The organism is Asanoa sp. WMMD1127 (genome assembly GCF_029626225.1).
GTDB lineage: Bacteria > Actinomycetota > Actinomycetes > Mycobacteriales > Micromonosporaceae > Asanoa.
On record NZ_JARUBP010000001.1, the window covers coordinates 5,617,419 to 5,632,209 of the forward strand.

Annotated in this window: 17 protein-coding genes; 8 read left to right on the forward strand and 9 right to left on the reverse strand. The window is 73.0% G+C overall.

Features of this window, described 5'->3' with window-relative positions; translation table 11 throughout:
- The first annotated feature begins 2 nt into the window (after positions 1-2).
- The 4 genes from O7635_RS26795 to O7635_RS26810 are packed head-to-tail and all read left to right on the forward strand — an operon-like array spanning position 3 to position 3,888.
- Positions 3-971, forward strand: coding sequence for an AAA family ATPase (locus O7635_RS26795; RefSeq protein WP_278083243.1), 969 nt, complete (start codon positions 3-5; stop codon positions 969-971).
- On the forward strand, positions 968-1,852 hold the full coding sequence (locus O7635_RS26800) for a DUF58 domain-containing protein (RefSeq protein WP_278083244.1): 885 nt from the start codon (positions 968-970) through the stop codon (positions 1,850-1,852). The genes O7635_RS26795 and O7635_RS26800 overlap by 4 nt, the downstream gene beginning before the upstream one ends.
- Positions 1,849-2,805, forward strand: a complete 957-nt coding sequence (locus O7635_RS26805) for a VWA domain-containing protein (RefSeq protein WP_278083245.1) — start codon at positions 1,849-1,851, stop codon at positions 2,803-2,805. Before O7635_RS26800 ends, O7635_RS26805 begins: the two co-directional genes overlap by 4 nt.
- The gene (locus tag O7635_RS26810) at positions 2,806-3,888 is read left to right on the forward strand and encodes a VWA domain-containing protein (RefSeq protein ID WP_278083246.1); all 1,083 of its coding nucleotides are present in this window, start codon (positions 2,806-2,808) and stop codon (positions 3,886-3,888) included.
- On the opposite strand, the gene fmdA is transcribed toward O7635_RS26810, so the two are convergent.
- Together fmdA and O7635_RS26820 are read right to left on the reverse strand one after the other, a co-directional pair.
- Positions 3,851-5,104, reverse strand: a complete 1,254-nt coding sequence (gene fmdA, locus O7635_RS26815; RefSeq protein WP_278083247.1) for a formamidase — start codon at positions 5,102-5,104, stop codon at positions 3,851-3,853. The genes O7635_RS26810 and fmdA overlap by 38 nt on opposite strands.
- A 45-nt stretch (positions 5,105-5,149) precedes the next feature.
- Positions 5,150-5,419, reverse strand: a complete 270-nt coding sequence (locus O7635_RS26820) for a zinc ribbon domain-containing protein (RefSeq protein ID WP_278083248.1) — start codon at positions 5,417-5,419, stop codon at positions 5,150-5,152.
- 163 nt (positions 5,420-5,582) lie between these two features.
- Between O7635_RS26820 and O7635_RS26825 the strand changes: the two genes are divergently transcribed.
- Positions 5,583-6,674, forward strand: a complete 1,092-nt coding sequence (locus O7635_RS26825; protein WP_278080110.1) for an IS630 family transposase — start codon at positions 5,583-5,585, stop codon at positions 6,672-6,674.
- Here the strand turns inward: O7635_RS26825 and O7635_RS26830 are convergent.
- A complete protein-coding gene (locus O7635_RS26830) occupies positions 6,671-7,828 on the reverse strand; it encodes an FAD-dependent monooxygenase (protein WP_278083249.1) in 1,158 nt (385 codons plus the stop codon). The two genes, O7635_RS26825 and O7635_RS26830, sit on opposite strands and share 4 nt — an antisense overlap.
- 121 nt (positions 7,829-7,949) lie before the next feature.
- On the opposite strand from O7635_RS26830, the gene O7635_RS26835 reads away from it, so the two are divergent.
- Both O7635_RS26835 and O7635_RS26840 read left to right on the forward strand, forming a co-directional pair.
- The gene (locus tag O7635_RS26835; RefSeq protein ID WP_278083250.1) at positions 7,950-9,641 is read left to right on the forward strand and encodes a hypothetical protein; all 1,692 of its coding nucleotides are present in this window, start codon (positions 7,950-7,952) and stop codon (positions 9,639-9,641) included.
- Between the two features lie 23 nt (positions 9,642-9,664).
- Complete coding sequence (locus O7635_RS26840) at positions 9,665-10,336, forward strand: tetratricopeptide repeat protein (protein WP_278083251.1); 672 nt, start codon at positions 9,665-9,667, stop codon at positions 10,334-10,336.
- On the opposite strand, the gene O7635_RS26845 is transcribed toward O7635_RS26840, so the two are convergent.
- From O7635_RS26845 to O7635_RS26855, 3 genes are read right to left on the reverse strand one after another with little or no spacing between them, the layout of a single operon-like run.
- The gene (locus O7635_RS26845) at positions 10,314-11,144 is read right to left on the reverse strand and encodes an alpha/beta fold hydrolase (RefSeq protein WP_278083252.1); all 831 of its coding nucleotides are present in this window, start codon (positions 11,142-11,144) and stop codon (positions 10,314-10,316) included. The genes O7635_RS26840 and O7635_RS26845 overlap by 23 nt on opposite strands.
- Positions 11,125-11,373: a hypothetical protein gene (locus O7635_RS26850; RefSeq protein ID WP_278083253.1), complete on the reverse strand. Its 249-nt coding sequence runs from the start codon at positions 11,371-11,373 to the stop codon at positions 11,125-11,127. The genes O7635_RS26845 and O7635_RS26850 overlap by 20 nt, the downstream gene beginning before the upstream one ends.
- An 11-nt stretch (positions 11,374-11,384) precedes the next feature.
- A complete protein-coding gene (locus O7635_RS26855) occupies positions 11,385-11,837 on the reverse strand; it encodes a hypothetical protein (RefSeq protein WP_278083254.1) in 453 nt (150 codons plus the stop codon).
- 38 nt (positions 11,838-11,875) lie between these two features.
- On the opposite strand from O7635_RS26855, the gene O7635_RS26860 reads away from it, so the two are divergent.
- Complete coding sequence (locus O7635_RS26860) at positions 11,876-12,535, forward strand: hypothetical protein (protein WP_278083255.1); 660 nt, start codon at positions 11,876-11,878, stop codon at positions 12,533-12,535.
- Positions 12,536-12,602: 67 nt separating this feature from the next.
- Here the strand turns inward: O7635_RS26860 and O7635_RS26865 are convergent, their stop codons facing one another.
- The 3 genes from O7635_RS26865 to O7635_RS26875 all read right to left on the reverse strand — a co-directional run bounded on the left by O7635_RS26865 (position 12,603) and on the right by O7635_RS26875 (position 14,787).
- Positions 12,603-13,028 carry a hypothetical protein gene (locus O7635_RS26865; protein ID WP_278083256.1) on the reverse strand — a complete coding sequence of 142 codons (426 nt, stop codon included), beginning with the start codon at positions 13,026-13,028 and terminating at the stop codon, positions 12,603-12,605.
- A 133-nt stretch (positions 13,029-13,161) separates the two neighbouring features.
- Complete coding sequence (locus O7635_RS26870) at positions 13,162-14,154, reverse strand: class I mannose-6-phosphate isomerase (protein ID WP_278083257.1); 993 nt, start codon at positions 14,152-14,154, stop codon at positions 13,162-13,164.
- A gap of 36 nt (positions 14,155-14,190) precedes the next feature.
- On the reverse strand, positions 14,191-14,787 hold the full coding sequence (locus O7635_RS26875; protein ID WP_278083258.1) for an AAA family ATPase: 597 nt from the start codon (positions 14,785-14,787) through the stop codon (positions 14,191-14,193).
- Positions 14,788-14,791 lie beyond the last annotated feature (4 nt).

The window sequence follows — 14,791 nt, forward strand, 5'->3', positions numbered from 1 at the left end:
GCATGGACACCGAGCCCATCCTGTACGAGGTCAAGAAGACCATCGTCGGCCAGGACGCGCTGCTCGAACGGCTGCTGGTGGCCCTGCTGGCCCGCGGCCACATCCTGGTCGAGGGCGTGCCGGGGCTGGCCAAGACCCTCGCCGTCAAGGCGCTGGCCGGGGCGATCGGCGGGCAGTTCCACCGCGTGCAGTTCACCCCCGACCTGGTGCCCGCCGACATCGTCGGCACCCGCGTCTACCACCAGCACAGCGGCGAGTTCCAGGTCTCGCTGGGCCCCGTGTTCACCAACCTGCTGCTGGCCGACGAGATCAACCGGGCGCCGGCCAAGGTGCAGAGCGCGCTGCTCGAGGTCATGCAGGAGCAGCAGGTCACCATCGGCCGTGAGACCCACCGGGTGCCCGAGCCGTTCCTGGTCATGGCCACCCAGAACCCGATCGAGTCCGAGGGCACCTATCCGCTGCCGGAGGCCCAGGTCGACCGGTTCATGATGAAGGTCCTGGTCGGCTACCCGAGCGCGACCGAGGAGTTCGTCATCGTCGAGCGCGCGATCGTGGCGCCCGCGCCGGGCCAGGCCGTCGCCGATCCCGAGCGCCTGGTCGCGATGCAGGAACAGGTCGACCGGGTGTACGTGGACCCGGCGCTGATCGAGTACGCCGTGCGACTGGCCAACACGACCCGCGACCCGGCCGCCGCGGGCCTGGGCGACCTCGCCCGTTACGTCAGCTTCGGCGCCAGCCCGCGCTCCTCGATCAACCTCATCCTGGCCGGGCGGGCGCTGGCGTTCATCCGGGGGCGCGACTACGTGGTGCCGGCCGACGTGACCGACCTCGTGCTCGACGTGTTCCGGCACCGGCTCGTCCTGTCCTACGAGGCGCTCTCCGACGACGTCACCGCCGACCACATCCTCACCCGGGTGATGGCGGTGGTGCCCATCCCCGACGCGCCGCTGCAACGGGCCGCCCGGCCATGAGCAGCGCCCCCGACCGCCTCCTGCGCCGCCTCGAGTGGCGGGTCGTCCGCCGCCTCGACGGCCGGCTGCAGGGCACCTACCGCACGGCCTACCGCGGCACGGGGATCGACTTCGACAGCCTCCGCGAGTACGCGCCCGACGACGACGTCCGGCACATCGACTGGAACGTCACCGCCCGGCTGGACCAGCCGCACGTCCGGCAGTACACCGAGGACCGCGAGCTGACCGCCTGGCTCGTCCTGGACCAGTCAGCCTCCATGCGCTTCGGCGAGACGCCGCAAGGAAAAGACTCCATGCTCACCGACCTGGCGGTGTGTCTCGCGCGGTTGTTCACGCGGGGCGGCAACCGGGTCGGCGCGATCCTCTACGACAACCACCGGCACCGGGTCGTGCCGCCGCGCACCGGCCGCGACCATGTGCTGCGGCTGACCGGCCTGGTCACCGCGCCGACCCCGGACCGCGGCGGCGGCAGCACCGACCTAGCGGCGATGCTGCGGCTGGCCGCGCGCAACGCCCGCCGGCGCGGCCTCGTGTTCGTGGTCTCCGACTTCATCGGCGCGGGCGAATGGGCCGGCGAGCTGACCCGGCTGGCGCTGCGGCACGAGGTGGTGGCGATCCGGGTCGTCCACCCGGTCGAGTTGGAGCTGCCCGACCTCGGCCTGGTGCTGGTGGAGGACGCCGAGACGGGCGAGCAGCTACTGGCCGACACCGGCGACCCGCTGTTCCGCGAGCGGCTGCGCGCGGAGGTCGAGGCGAGGGAGTCCACCGTGGACGATGCGATGCGCCGCTCCGGCGTCGACGCCCACCGGGTGCGCACCGACGAGGACCTGGTCGAGGTGCTGGTGCGGATGGTCCGCCGCACGGGACGGGTGCGCCGATGAGCGTCGAGCATCCCGTTCTGATCGCCGTCGCCGTCCTCGTCGGCGCCGCGTGCGCGGTCGGGCTGCGCCGGCTCCACCGCGAACGGACCCGGGCGTACGCGGCTGCCGGGGTGACCGCCCGTGGCGGGCTGCGGCGCTGGTTGCCACCGGTGCTCTTCCTGGCCGCCGTGGTCTTTCTGCTGCTGGCCGTCGCGCGTCCACAAGTGACACTGGGCGTGCCACGCACGTCCGGCACCGTCATGCTGGCTTTCGACGTGTCCAACAGCATGGGCGCGGACGACATCGCCCCCAACCGGCTGGCCGCCGCCCAGAACGCCGCGATCGCCTTCGTCGAGGCGCAGCCCGACACCGTCGACATCGGAGTGATCGCGTTCAGCCAGGGCGCGCTCAGCACGCACGAGCCGGGCAACCGGCACGCCGAGACCGTCGACGCCATCAAGCGGCTGCGGGTGACCGGCGGCACATCGCTCGGCCAGGCGATCCTAGGCTCGCTCACCGCGATCGTCGGCCGGCCGGTGCTGCTGCCCGAGCCGCCCGCGCCGCCGCCGGACGTCGGCTACCACGCCGACGCCACGATCGTGCTGCTCACCGACGGCGAGGACACCGGCGGCCCGGACGTGCTGCAGGCGGCCGAGCTCGCGTCCAACGCCGGGGTGCACATCCAGACGGTCGGCGTCGGCACGGTCGAGGGCAGCACGGTCGACATCGACGGCTACCAGGTGGCGACCGCGTTGAACGAGGACCTGCTGACGCAGGTCGCCACGGCGACCGGCGGCGCCTACCACCGCGCCGCGGACGCCGGGGCGCTCGATGCCGCGTACCGCGATCTCGACCTGCGCACCACGATCGAGCCGCGGCCGGTCGAGCTGACCGGCCCGGTCGTGGCGTTCGCGCTGCTGTTGCTGGTGGCCGGCGCGGTGCTCACGATCCACTGGTTCGGACGGATCGTCTAGATGTCGCTGACCTGGCCCTGGGCCCTCACCGCGCTGCTGGTCTTCCCGGCCCTGCTGGGCTACCGCTGGTGGCTGCGCCGCCGCCGGCGCCGGGAGACGGTGCGGCTGCCGAGCCTGGCGCTGGTGCGGGCCGCGCTGCCGGGCCGCTCCCGCTGGCGGCGCCGCATCCCGCTGTGGCTGTTCGCCGCCGGCCTGCTGGTGCTGGCCACCGGCGCCGCCCGGCCGCAGGCGTCGGTGCCCGTGCCGGCCAACTCGACGACCATCATGCTGGCCATCGACTCGTCCGGCTCGATGTGCTCCACCGACGTGCCGCCGAACCGGTTGACCGCCGCGCAGGCGGCGGCCCGCGAGTTCGTCGAGGGCCAGCCCGACGGGGCGAAGATCGGGCTGGTCACCTTCTCGGGCAATGCCGGGCTGCTGGTCGAGCCGACCGACGACAAGCGGGCGCTGACGGCCGCGATCGACGCGCTGCGCACCGCCCGCGGCACCGCGATCGGCCTGGCCATCCTCACCTCGGTCGACGCGATCGCCGAGGTCAACGCCGACGTGCCGCCGACCGGGGTGGAGCTGCCGGCCGGCGGCGCGCCGGGTGACTTCGAACCGGACACCATCGTCGTGCTCACCGACGGCCGCAACACCCAGGGCGTCGACCCGACCACGGCGGCGCAGCAGGCGGCGGCCCGCGGGCTGCGCGTCTACACGATCGGCTTCGGCACCACCCAGCCGTCGGCCATGGTCTGCGACCCCACCCAGGTCGGCGGCGACGCGATGTTCGGCGACGGCTCCCGCTTCGGCGGCGGCGGGTTCGGCGGCCGCCGCTACCAGAACATCGACGAGCCGACCCTGCGCGAGGTCGCGGAGCTGACCGGCGGCGAATACTACAAGGCCGAGGACGCCGCCGAGCTCAGCCGGGTGCTCCGCGACCTGCCCAGCAACATCGTGCTGCAGCGACAGGATCAGGAGATCACCGGTTGGTTCGCGCTCGCCGGCGCCCTGCTCGTGCTGGCCGCCGTCGCACTGGCCCAGTGGTGGGCCCGGCCTCCGGTCAGAAGCTCGACCGCGGCACCGCCTTCCCGCCCGTGACCTTCGCCGGGCCGGACGCCGACGGGCGTACGTCGATGTCGAAGATCTCGGTGGGGATATAGATGGTGGCGCAGGAGTTGGGGATGTCGACGACGCCCGAGAACCGGCCCTCGATCGGCGCGGCGCCGAGGATCAGGTAGGCCTGCTCGCGGCTGTAGCCGAACTTCTCGAGGTAGTCGATCGCGTGCAGGCAGGCCCGCTGGAACGACAGCTGAGCGTCGAGGTAGCGCTGCTCGCCCTGGAGCGTCACGGACACGCCGGAGAAGGCGAGCCACTGACAATATTGCGGGTTGTTGTTGCCGGGGAGGAAGATCGCGTTCTCGCCGACGCCGTACGTCTGCATGCCGCCCTTGATGACGTCGACGTGCAGGTCGACGAAGCCGCCCATCTCGATGGCGCCGCAGAAGGTGATCTCGCCGTCGCCCTGGGAGAAGTGCAGGTCGCCCAGCGACAGGTTGGCGCCCGGCACGAACACCGGGTAGAAGACCCGCGAGCCCTTGGTCAGGTTCTTGATGTCCTGGTTGCCGCCGTTCTCGCGCGGGGGAGCGGTGCGGGCGGCCTCGGCCGCGGCGTCGTCGAACGCGGAGCCGCTCAGGGACCCGAGCACGGCGTCCTGCGGCAGCGGCGGCAGCGACAGCGGGGGCACGCGGTCCGGGTCGGTCTCCCGCAGCGCCGTCTCGCGCTGGTTCCACGTGCGCAGCAGCTCGATCGACGGCGCGGTGCCCATCAGGCCGGGGTGGACCATGCCGGTGAACGAGACGCCCGGGATGTGCCGCGAGGTCGCCACCTGGCCGCTGAAGTCCCAGATGGCCTTGTAGGCGTCGGGGAACCAGTCGGTGAGGAAACCGCCGCCGTTCTGCTTGGCGAAGATGCCGGTGTAGCCCCAGCCCTGCCCGGCCAGCGGCCCCGAGTCCTCCTGCGGTATCGGCCCGACGTCCAGGATGTCGACCATCAGCAGGTCGCCGGGCTCCGCGCCCTGCACCGCGAACGGCCCGCTGAGCGCGTGCACAGTGGACAGCGGCGCGTCGCGTACGTCGTCGGCCGAGTCGTCGTTGTGGATCGCGCCGTCGAACCACTCCCGGCAGTGCACCCGGAACGTCGCGCCGGGCTTGACGGTCGCCACCGGCGGAACGGCCGGATGCCACCGGTTGTGGCCGACCTTCTCCTGCTGGGTGAAGCGCTTCGTCGAGTCCAACCCAAAGATGACCTCGGGCATGCCCATTGTCCTTTCGCCGCGCCGCGCCCCCGTGGCGCGTGCCGTCTAGAGCCGCGGCAGGCCGCGCGGCACCGGCGCCGGCACGCGGCGGGCGCCCGGCAGCTGGGCGACCACCCGCGGCGCCTCGGCGCTGCGCCCGGCCTGCTCGATCGCGGCGGCCAGCGGGCGTGGGGTCCGGCTCAGATGGGGCGCCGACCAGACTCGGGTGGCGTCGCCGGCACAGTGTCCACAGGAGATGCTCTCCGTCGCCGCGCCGAGCGGGAGCCGCACCTCGAAGTCGCCGTCGCGCGAGCAGCGGTAGACATACGTCGCCATCGGCCGTCCCCTTCCGCACCGGACGCCACCAGCATCGAACGCCGGCGCAGCCCACCTCGGCAGGCGCGCGGCCGGTGCACCCGAACGAGTGACCTCAGGCCTGGGAGCCCGGCAGGCTAGTGTCCTGAGTCGTTAAATCGTTGTCAGTGGGTACGGTGGTCGTATGCCGTCTCCGATAGCAGTGTCGATCGTGCTCACTGATGACGAGCGTGAGCAGTTGGTTACCTGGTCACGAAGGCCGACCAGTGCGCAGGCTTTGGCGGCGCGGTCACGGGTCGTGCTGGCCTGTGCCGATGGTCCCGGCGAGTCGAACGGCCAGATCGCGCAGCGTCTGGGGATCTCGCGGAACACGGTGAAGAAGTGGCGTAATCGGTTCGCGGTCGACCGGCTCGACGGGTTGTTGGACGAGCCGCGGCCGGGCCGGCCGCGCACGGTCACCGACACCGACGTCGAGCGCGTCATCACCACGACGTTGGAGACCACGCCGAAGGACGCCACGCACTGGTCGACCCGGTCGCTGGCCGCGCAGGTCGGCCTGTCACAGACGGCGGTATCGCGGATCTGGCGGGCGTTCGGGCTGCAGCCGCACCGGCAGGACTCGTGGAAGCTGTCGAAAGACCCGCAATTCATTGACAAGGTCCGCGACGTGGTCGGTCTCTACTTGGACCCGCCGGAACGGGCGGTCGTGCTCTGCGTCGACGAAAAGTCTCAGATCCAAGCCCTCGACCGGACCGCGCCGGTCCTACCAATGCTGCCCGGCACACCCGCCAGGGCCAGTCACGACTACATCCGCGCCGGCACCTCCAGCCTCTACGCCGCCCTGGACCTGACCACCGGCAAGGTGATCGGCTCGTTGCACGCCCGACACCGGGCGATCGAGTTCCGCAAGTTTCTGACCACCCTCGACCGGGAAGTCCCCGCGGACCTACAGGTCCACCTGGTCCTGGACAACGCCTCCACACACAAGACACCAGCGATCAAACGCTGGCTGGCGGCCCACCCTCGCTTCGTCCTGCACTTCACCCCGACCAGCTCATCCTGGCTCAACCTCGTCGAGCGCTGGTTCGGCGAACTGACCACCAAGAAACTCCAACGCGGAACCCACCGCTCGGTCCGCGCCCTCAACAAAGACATCCGCGAATGGATCGGAACCTGGAACGACAACCCCAAGCCCTACGTCTGGACCAAGACCGCCGACCAGATCCTCGAATCCATCGCCCGCTACTGCACTCGAATTAACGACTCACGACACTAGGCGTGGCCGGCCAGCGGGTCGTAGCCGTAGAGCCAGTCGATGTCCGGGGACAGGCCGTTGCTCGACGCGATCGCGGCGTCGCGGGCCTCCTGCTGCGGCCCGTCCGGCAGGTGGAAGCGCACGGCGTTGCCACGCGAGAGCTCCTGAACCCGGGCCGTGCGGTCGTGTCGCAGCGTCTCGTAGCGGGCCAGCGCCGCCGGCACGTCGTCGTTGTCGCGCAGGCACGCCGCCAGGACCCACGCGTCCTCGATGGCCTGGGCCGCGCCCTGAGCCCCGTACGGCAGCATCGGGTGGCAGGCGTCGCCGAGCAGGGTGACCGGGCCCTTGCTCCACCGCCCGAACGGGAGGCGGTCGAAGAGCGCCCACTTCAGCGGCGCGTCGAGCGCGTCGACGAGTGACCGGACCACCGGGTCCCAGCCGGCGAACGCGGCGCGGAGCTCCGCCGGGTCGCCGCGGTCAGTCCAGGACTCCCGGGTCCAGGTGTTCTCCTCGACGACGCAGACCACGTTGAGCAGCCGGCCCGCCGAGACGAAATAGTGCACGAAGTGGCGGCCCGGCCCCATCCGGACCGTAGCCGTCCGCTCGACCGGCAGCCCGGCCACCCGCGCCGCGGGGATCAGTCCCCGGAACGCCACGTGGCCGGTGAACCGGGCGTCGGCCGCGCCGAGGATCGCGTGCCGGACCACGGAGTGGATGCCGTCGGCGCCCACCACCAGGTCGGCGCGCTCGACCCGCCCGCCGGCGAACCGCACCTCCGCGTCGCGGGCGCCGGGCGCCACGTCGACGCAGCGCGCGCCGGTCTCGACCGGCACGACGTCCGCCAGCACCGCGACGAGATCGCCGCGGTGCACGTGCAGGTAGGGCGCGCCGTAGGCGTCCTGCGCGGCCGGGCCGAGCGCGGTCGACGACAGCAACCGCCCGTCGTCCCACCGCCGGAACTCGAACGCCGTCGGCGCCACCGCCACCCGCCGCACCGCCGGCAGCACACCCAGCGCGTCGAGGATCCGCGTCGCGTTGGGCGCGAGCTGGATGCCGGCCCCCACCGTGCCGACGGCCGGCGCCTGCTCGTAGACCCGCACGTCGCACCCGGCCCGGCGCAGCGCCAGCGCCGCGACCAGCCCGCCGATCCCACCACCGACCACCGCCACCCGCATCGTCGCATCATCGCTGCTCGATGGCGCCGGGTCAGTCCGGTTTCAGCGGCGCCGCAGCGGACTGAACGAGTGACGCGAATCGGACACCGGGGTGGTAAACGGTCAGCTAGCCTCGGATGCGATGGACGTCGCCGCCGCCGTCACGTTGCCCGAATCGACCACTCCGGAGGGTCCCGCCCCGGCGCCCGCGCGCCCGTGGTGGCGCTGGTTCAGGTGGGCCGATCTCGCCCTGGTCCCGTTGGCGATCGGTGTGGTGCTCTTCGTCCGGCGCTATGCGGCGCACGCGCCACTGTGGCTCGACGAGCAGATGATCGCCCGCAACATCCGCGATCGGGGCTTCGGCGAGCTGGCCGGCGCGCTCGACTACAACCAGAGCGCGCCGCTCGGTTGGCTGTGGGCGCAGCACGCGCTGGTGGCGGTGTTCGGCACCGACGAATACGTGCTGCGCCTGCTGCCCCTGCTGGCCTCGATCGGGACGCTGGTGCTGGCCTGGCTCGCCGGCCGGAGCTGGCTCGGTCCGGTCGGCGCCGTGGTGCTCGTCTCCTTCGTGGCGAGCAACGCGTCGGCGATCCGCTACGCGGCTGAGGTCAAGCAGTACAGCGGCGATCTCTTGTGGACGATGTCGCTGCTCGTCGCGACCATGGCGTTGCTGGAGCGACCGCGACCGACCGCCCGGCAGTTCGTGTGGTGGTGGTCGCTGGCCGCGGTGGCCTGCCTGTTCAGCATGGGCGCCATGCTGGCCACGCCGGTGTTCGCGTTCGTGGTGGTGGCCACCGTGCTGCTGCGGGCCGGCTGGTCGGCCGCCTTCCGCGCCGCGCTGCCGTTCCTGATCTGGACGGCGGTGTTCGCCGGCCACTATCTCGCATCCCTGCGACACGTGCTGTCCAGCGACTACATGGCGACGTTCTGGGGCCGGCGGGGCTACCCGCCGGCGGACGGCTCGCTTCGCCGGGTGGCGCACTGGTCCTGGGACCGCCTCCACGTGCTCGGCGTGGACCCGCTGAGCCTGGCGCCGCCGGGCGAGGGCCGGTCCCACATCGACACCGTGGCGCCGATCTTCTGGCTCCTGGTCGCCGCCGGCTGTGTGGCGGCCGCGTGGCAGGTCCGCCCGTTCGGCGCGTTGCTGGCCGGTGTGGTGGTGTTCGCCTATGCGCTCGCCTTCGCCGAGCTGGTCCCGCTCTACATGCGGATGGCGATCTGGATCCTGCCCGCCGTGTACGTCGCGGTCGCGTTCGGCGCCGACGGGGCCGCCCGCCTGGCGTTGGGCGCCGGCCGCGCGATGGCCCGCGGCGCACCCCGGACGTGGCGCACCGGCGCCGTGCTGACCGGTGGCGTCGCTGGCGCGGCGGCCGCGCTCGTCGTGCTGGTCATGCTCGTCCCGCTGGTCGTCGGCCGGGTCGGCGAGCGACCACCGCCGCCCGGCCTCGACGAACGCGCCGCCGTCGCCTGGGCGGCCGGCCAGCACCGGCCCGGTGACCTGACCCTGGTGCTGACCACCAGCCGCCATGCCGTGGGCTGGTACGCGGACGACGAGTTGGAGCCGCGCCGTTACCCGGTCGCGGTGTCCCGGTTGCCCGGCCGGCCCTGCACGGGCCACGACATCGCCACGCTCGTGGCCGGCCATCGGCGCGTGATCCTCTACGGCTACTACAAGTCCGCCTATTACACCCGCACGGCGCAGCGACTCCGCGCCGATCTCACGGCCATCGGCACGGTGGTCGCGGACGGCGCCTTCCCGTCCGCGGTCGCCATCGTGGTCGAGCTGCGCCCGCCCGCCGGCCGCGCCCCGACCACCGGTTGCTACCAGGCATAGGGGAACGTCGTAGTGTGCACACTGTGGATGATCGACTAACGCTGGCGCGGGAGCGCTACGAGGCGGCGCTCTTCGGCGGCGCCGACGACGGACTGGACGCCGCCGACCGGGCGCTGGACGGGGTCGAGGCCGACCTCGCGGTGGCCCGCGGCCGGATCCGGCACGCCCGCTACCTGTCGGCGCAGGCGGCGGGGGAGCAGCCCGCCGAGGACCTGACCGAGCTCGCGCTGTTCGAGCGCGCGCTGTCCCTCTACGAGGCGCTCGACGACAGCCGCGGCGCGGCGGAGGCCCAGTTCTGGGTGGGCTGCTTCCACCAGGTGGTGCGCGGCGACCTGACCGGCACGGAGGCGCTGTTCGCGCGGTCCCGCGACCTGGCGACTGCGGCCCGCGACGACCTGACCCGCTCGTACGCCCTGCGCCATCTGGCTTTCGTCGCCCAGCACGCCGGTCGCGCGGCCGAGGCGCGGGCGACGCTGGCCGAGTCGACCCAGTTGCGGCGCGATCTCGGCTTCACCGCGGGCGTCGCCGCCAACCTGGTCGCCCAGGCCTACCTGACAGCCGAGGACGGCCGGCCCGCGGAGGCGAGCGCGCTGCTCGACGAGGCGGCGACGCTGGCCACCGAGGCCGGCGCGCACGCCGTGGCCGGCTGGGTGTCGGAGGCCCGGGCCAACCTCAGCTCGCTTCCCGAAGCCTGAGCCACGGCAGGAGCAGGCCCGACACCTGTCCCGGCGCCTGCTCGGGCAGCCAGTGGGACGCGCCTTTGAGCACGTGGAACTCGTAGGGAGCGCGGACGTACCGCCCGCACCGCCGCGCCGCGGCCCGGGTCACGTACCGGTCGCCGTCGCCCCACATGAACAAGGTCGGCACGTCGACGGGCCCGGTGGACGGGTTGAGCCCGATGGCGCGGTACCAGGCGAGCGGCCCGCGAACTGCGTCCGGGTCGGCGAGCCGGGCGGCGTAGCGCTCCGCGTGCGGCGAGTCGAGGCCGGCCCGCCGCGGCCATTCTCGGCCCCGCCGGCCCGCGAAGTAGCGTTCCGGCAGGACGGGCAGCACAAAAGCGGCGATGTACGCGGAACGGATCGCCTGCCCGCTGGTCAGCAGGGCCCGGCCGAGCGCAGCGGGATGGGGAACCGACAGGCACGCCAGCGACCGCAGCCGCTCGGGATGACGGGCGGCCAGATGCCAGGCGACGGACGCGCCCCAGTCGTGACCGACCAGGTGGAACCGGTCGGCGCCGGCGGCGTCGGCCAGGGCCAGCACGTCCCCGGCCAGCTTCGGCAGCGTGTACGCGGCCCGCCGCCTCGGCGCGGCGCCGGGAGAGTAGCCGCGCTGATCGGGCGCGAGCACCCGATGCCCGGCCGCGGTCAACGCGCCGGCGACGGCGTCCCAGGAACGCCGATCCTGCGGAAAGCCGTGCAGTAGTACGACCACAGACCGGGATTCGCCGCGCGGCCGGTGGTCGCTGACCGGGAACGTCAGTCCCTCATGGACGTACGTGTCCATCGCCCGTTCCTCCATGGAGCAGGTGCCGGCCGAGGAGCCGGTAGCCCTGCCGCACCGCCTCCGGCAGCCGCACTCCGAAGCGTTCCTCGACGGCGTCGAGCTCGGCCTCCGTGACGTCGTCGACCTCGTCGACCGGTTCGGCCCACGCGGCGGCGAACCCGCGGATGAAACGCCAGGCGTCGGCGTAGGTGTCCAGCCCGCGCAGCCCGGCGACGATGTCGAAGCTCACGGTGGCACAGCCTAGGTGCCGGCGAGCGCTCGTTCCGCGCGGCTCAGGTGCTTGTCGACCATGCGGCGGTCGTAGCCGCGGAAGGCCACCGGCGGTCGCGGCCCGGCGATCGCCCGCAATGCCTCGGCGCGGCGGAAGGGGTCGTCGCTGGCCAGCGCCGCGGCGACCGTGGCCACGAGGGCGTCGGTCTCCTTGATGCGGTAGCCGCGCAGCACGACCAGGAACTCCGGCGTCGGAGGGTCGACCTCGGTCGGATCGGCCGCCACCCCGCCGGCACGGGCGCGCGCGAGCCACGCGTCCACCTGCGCGCGGTCGTAGCCGCGCAGCACCTCGATCGGCGGCCAGTACGCCCGTACGGCCGCCTCGATCGCGGCCTGGTCACCGGCCGCCGCGTTCACGGCCCGAACCATCGACTCCACCGCTGCCCGGTCGTAGCCGCGCAGGCTGATATCGAATTCCGTCACGACCGACATTGTCGTCGGTTCTGGCTACGCTGCCACCCGTGAGCTACGACCTGTACTTCTGGCCGGCCGGGGCGACGCCCGACCCGACCCGGTTGGCGCGCCGGCTGGCCGACGAGAAGGTCGGTCGGCTGCCGCCCGACGAGCGGGTGCTGGCCTTCCGGGCCGACCTGCTGCGGCGCTGGCCGGAGCTCACCGACCGGATCGCGCCCTGGCACGACGACCTCGGCCGGCGCCAGCCTTGGGGACGCACCGACCTCGCCGACCGGTTCGTGGGGCTGACGTTGCCCTTCGGATGGCCGGCCACCGACGCCCTGCCGGTGCTGGCCGGCGCCCACGGCCTCGACTGCTACGACCCGCAGGTCGGGCACCTGCTGGTGAGCAGCCGCAATGTCGGCCTTGACGGCGCGAGCGAGGTCGGCGGCTCGGTGGGCGAGGCCAACGTCGTGCCCCTGCTGCGACGGATCAGCGGCCACATCGGCTACGCCTACGACGACCTGGACGCGGACGCCCTCACCGGCGCCCTCGACGGCACCGACGCGGAGGCCGACCGCTGGTTCGATTACCCGCTCAGCGGCCGGCCCGTGGTGAACGTCGCGTTGGCCCGGTCCGGCGACGGCTCGGTCGTCATGGTCCGAGCGCGCGGTGAGCTGGACCTCGTCCTCGCGTCGCGCATCGAGACGGCGATCGACCTGCTCTGAGCGCCGCTCCCGATCCCCCGACGGGGCCGGGCGCCCGGCCCGGCCCCGATCAGGCGCGGCCCGCCGGTCAGACGTCGACCCAGGAGGTGCAGGTCCAGCTGTTGGCGCCCGCCACCGAGTAGCAGGCGTGGTGCTGGTCCTGGCTGGCCGCGCCGCCCCACCAGCCCTGGACGGATCCGGTGAACGTGCTGCCGTACCCACCCGTGGCGGTCTTCCGCTCGGTGACCACGCCGTTCTCGCGCCGTTCGACCTTGATGTCCCACAGCGGCGACAGCCGTTCGTCGACGACGAGCCGTGCGTAGTAGGTGCAACTCGACGTCCGCACCAGGCTCAGGGACGCCCTGAACAGCGGCAGGTAGCCCGGCGTCGCGGGCCCGCACGAGCCGTACGCCTGGGCCGGCGTCGCCGCGACGCCGGGAACGAGGGCCACCGCGAGGGCGACCGCGGCCACGAGACGACCGACCAGGCCGGTACGCCGATTTCGGATTGTCATGCGGCGAGAGTCGCGCGGTCACCTATCGCCGACCTATCCGACCGACCGCGACACCCGGTTCCGGTCCGCCGCGCCGGGCGCACCACGGGTGACGGTACCTGCCGACGACGACGGTGCTCCGGTGGGTGTTCTTCTAGGACACCGCGGGCGGGCAGCACCGGACCAGTTCGACGTCGCCGTCGATCCGCACCTGACCCGCGTCGTGCCCGACCAGGACCGTCATGCCGGCACGCAGGTCGATCGCGTCTCCCGGGCAGCTCAACCGGCCCGCACCGGAGACCACCACGACGACCGCGAACCCGGCGTCCCACGTGGACGGTCCACTGTGGCGGACGGCGCGGAAGAACCCGTCGCCGTACGCCGGGAAGATGCGTGGGTCGTCGATCCGGCCGAACAGCTCCTTGAGCGTCTCGGCGGGCACGGCCGCGCGGCTCACGCACGGCAGGGCCGCGTCGAAGCCGATGCCCAGGTGGCCGTCGCGCGGGCCGTCGATGGCGAAGCCGTCGTATTCCAGCAGCAGCGACAGGTCGGCTGCCTGCTGCAGCTCCAGCAGCAGGATCCCCGAGCCGATCGCGTGCGGGTAGCCGGCCGGCACGAAGACCGTGTCGCCCGCGGCGACCTCGACCTCGTGCAGCGCCGCGAGCATCGCCGTGCGGTCCTGTGCGGAGACCCAGCCACGAAGCGTCTCCGGTGCGACGTCCTCCCGGAAACCCAGGTGCACCCTGGCCCCGGGCTCCGCGGACAGGATGATCCAGGACTCGGTCTTGCCGTTGCGACAGCCCAGGTGCGACTGCGCGAACGCGTCGTCGGGGTGCACGTGCACCGGCAGCCGCTCGCCGGCGTCGAGGAGCTTGACCAGCAGGGCGGGGTCCGCGCCGAACCGCGCGACGTGCGCCGGGCCCAACCACCGCACCGGGTCGTCCGCGATCGCGGCCCGCAGCGTCCGCCCGTCGTCGAGCACGGTCAGCCCGAGCGAGTCGAACCCGGCGACCGTCGTCGTCGAACCCACCCAGTCCTCGGGTACGTGGTCGCCGGCGGGCGCGGTGCCGCGGAAGGCGGCGATCCGGTCGCCGCCGAGATAGAACCGGTCGGCCGGCTGGTTGGCGGGAAGGACGATGACGGACATGGGCTCTCCTGGAGGGGGTACGAGGGCTGGCCGTGATCATTCGCGCGGGTCGCGCGACGCGTCAAGCTGGTCAAGGACCGTCCGGAGCTGGGCGCCGGGTGCGGCGGCGGCGTCGACGGCGAGATGGTCGACGGCCGGCGGCGCCAGGTCGATGCGGTCCAGGAAGGCCGTCAGGTCGGCGAGTTTGGGGCGGTCGCGGTCGGCGGCCCGGCTGCTCATGCGGTCCGCGAGCAGCGCGCGGTCGGCCCGCAGCCAGACCAACGACGGGCGGCCACCCGCCGCGGTCAGCCGGTCGGCGGCGGCCCGCCAAGCGCCGGGATCGCGGCGTTCGGTGGTGAACGGGGCGACCAGCACGACCGGGATGCCGGCGGCCAGGTTGTCGACCGCGGCGGCGTACACCGTGTCGTAGCGGGCCCGGCGGGTGGCGGCGACGAGCCGCGGGTCGTCGACGTCGTGGGTGCCGACCAGGTCGCCGACCACCGCGGTCAGCGGGTTGGTCAACACGTCGAGGTCGAGCAGGGCCGCGCGGAGGCGGCCGGCGAGCGCGGCGCCGAGCACGGTCTTGCCGCTCGCGGGCGGGCCGGCCACGAGCACCGCGGGGGAGATCACCACCAACAGCGCTCCTTTCGTCACGACA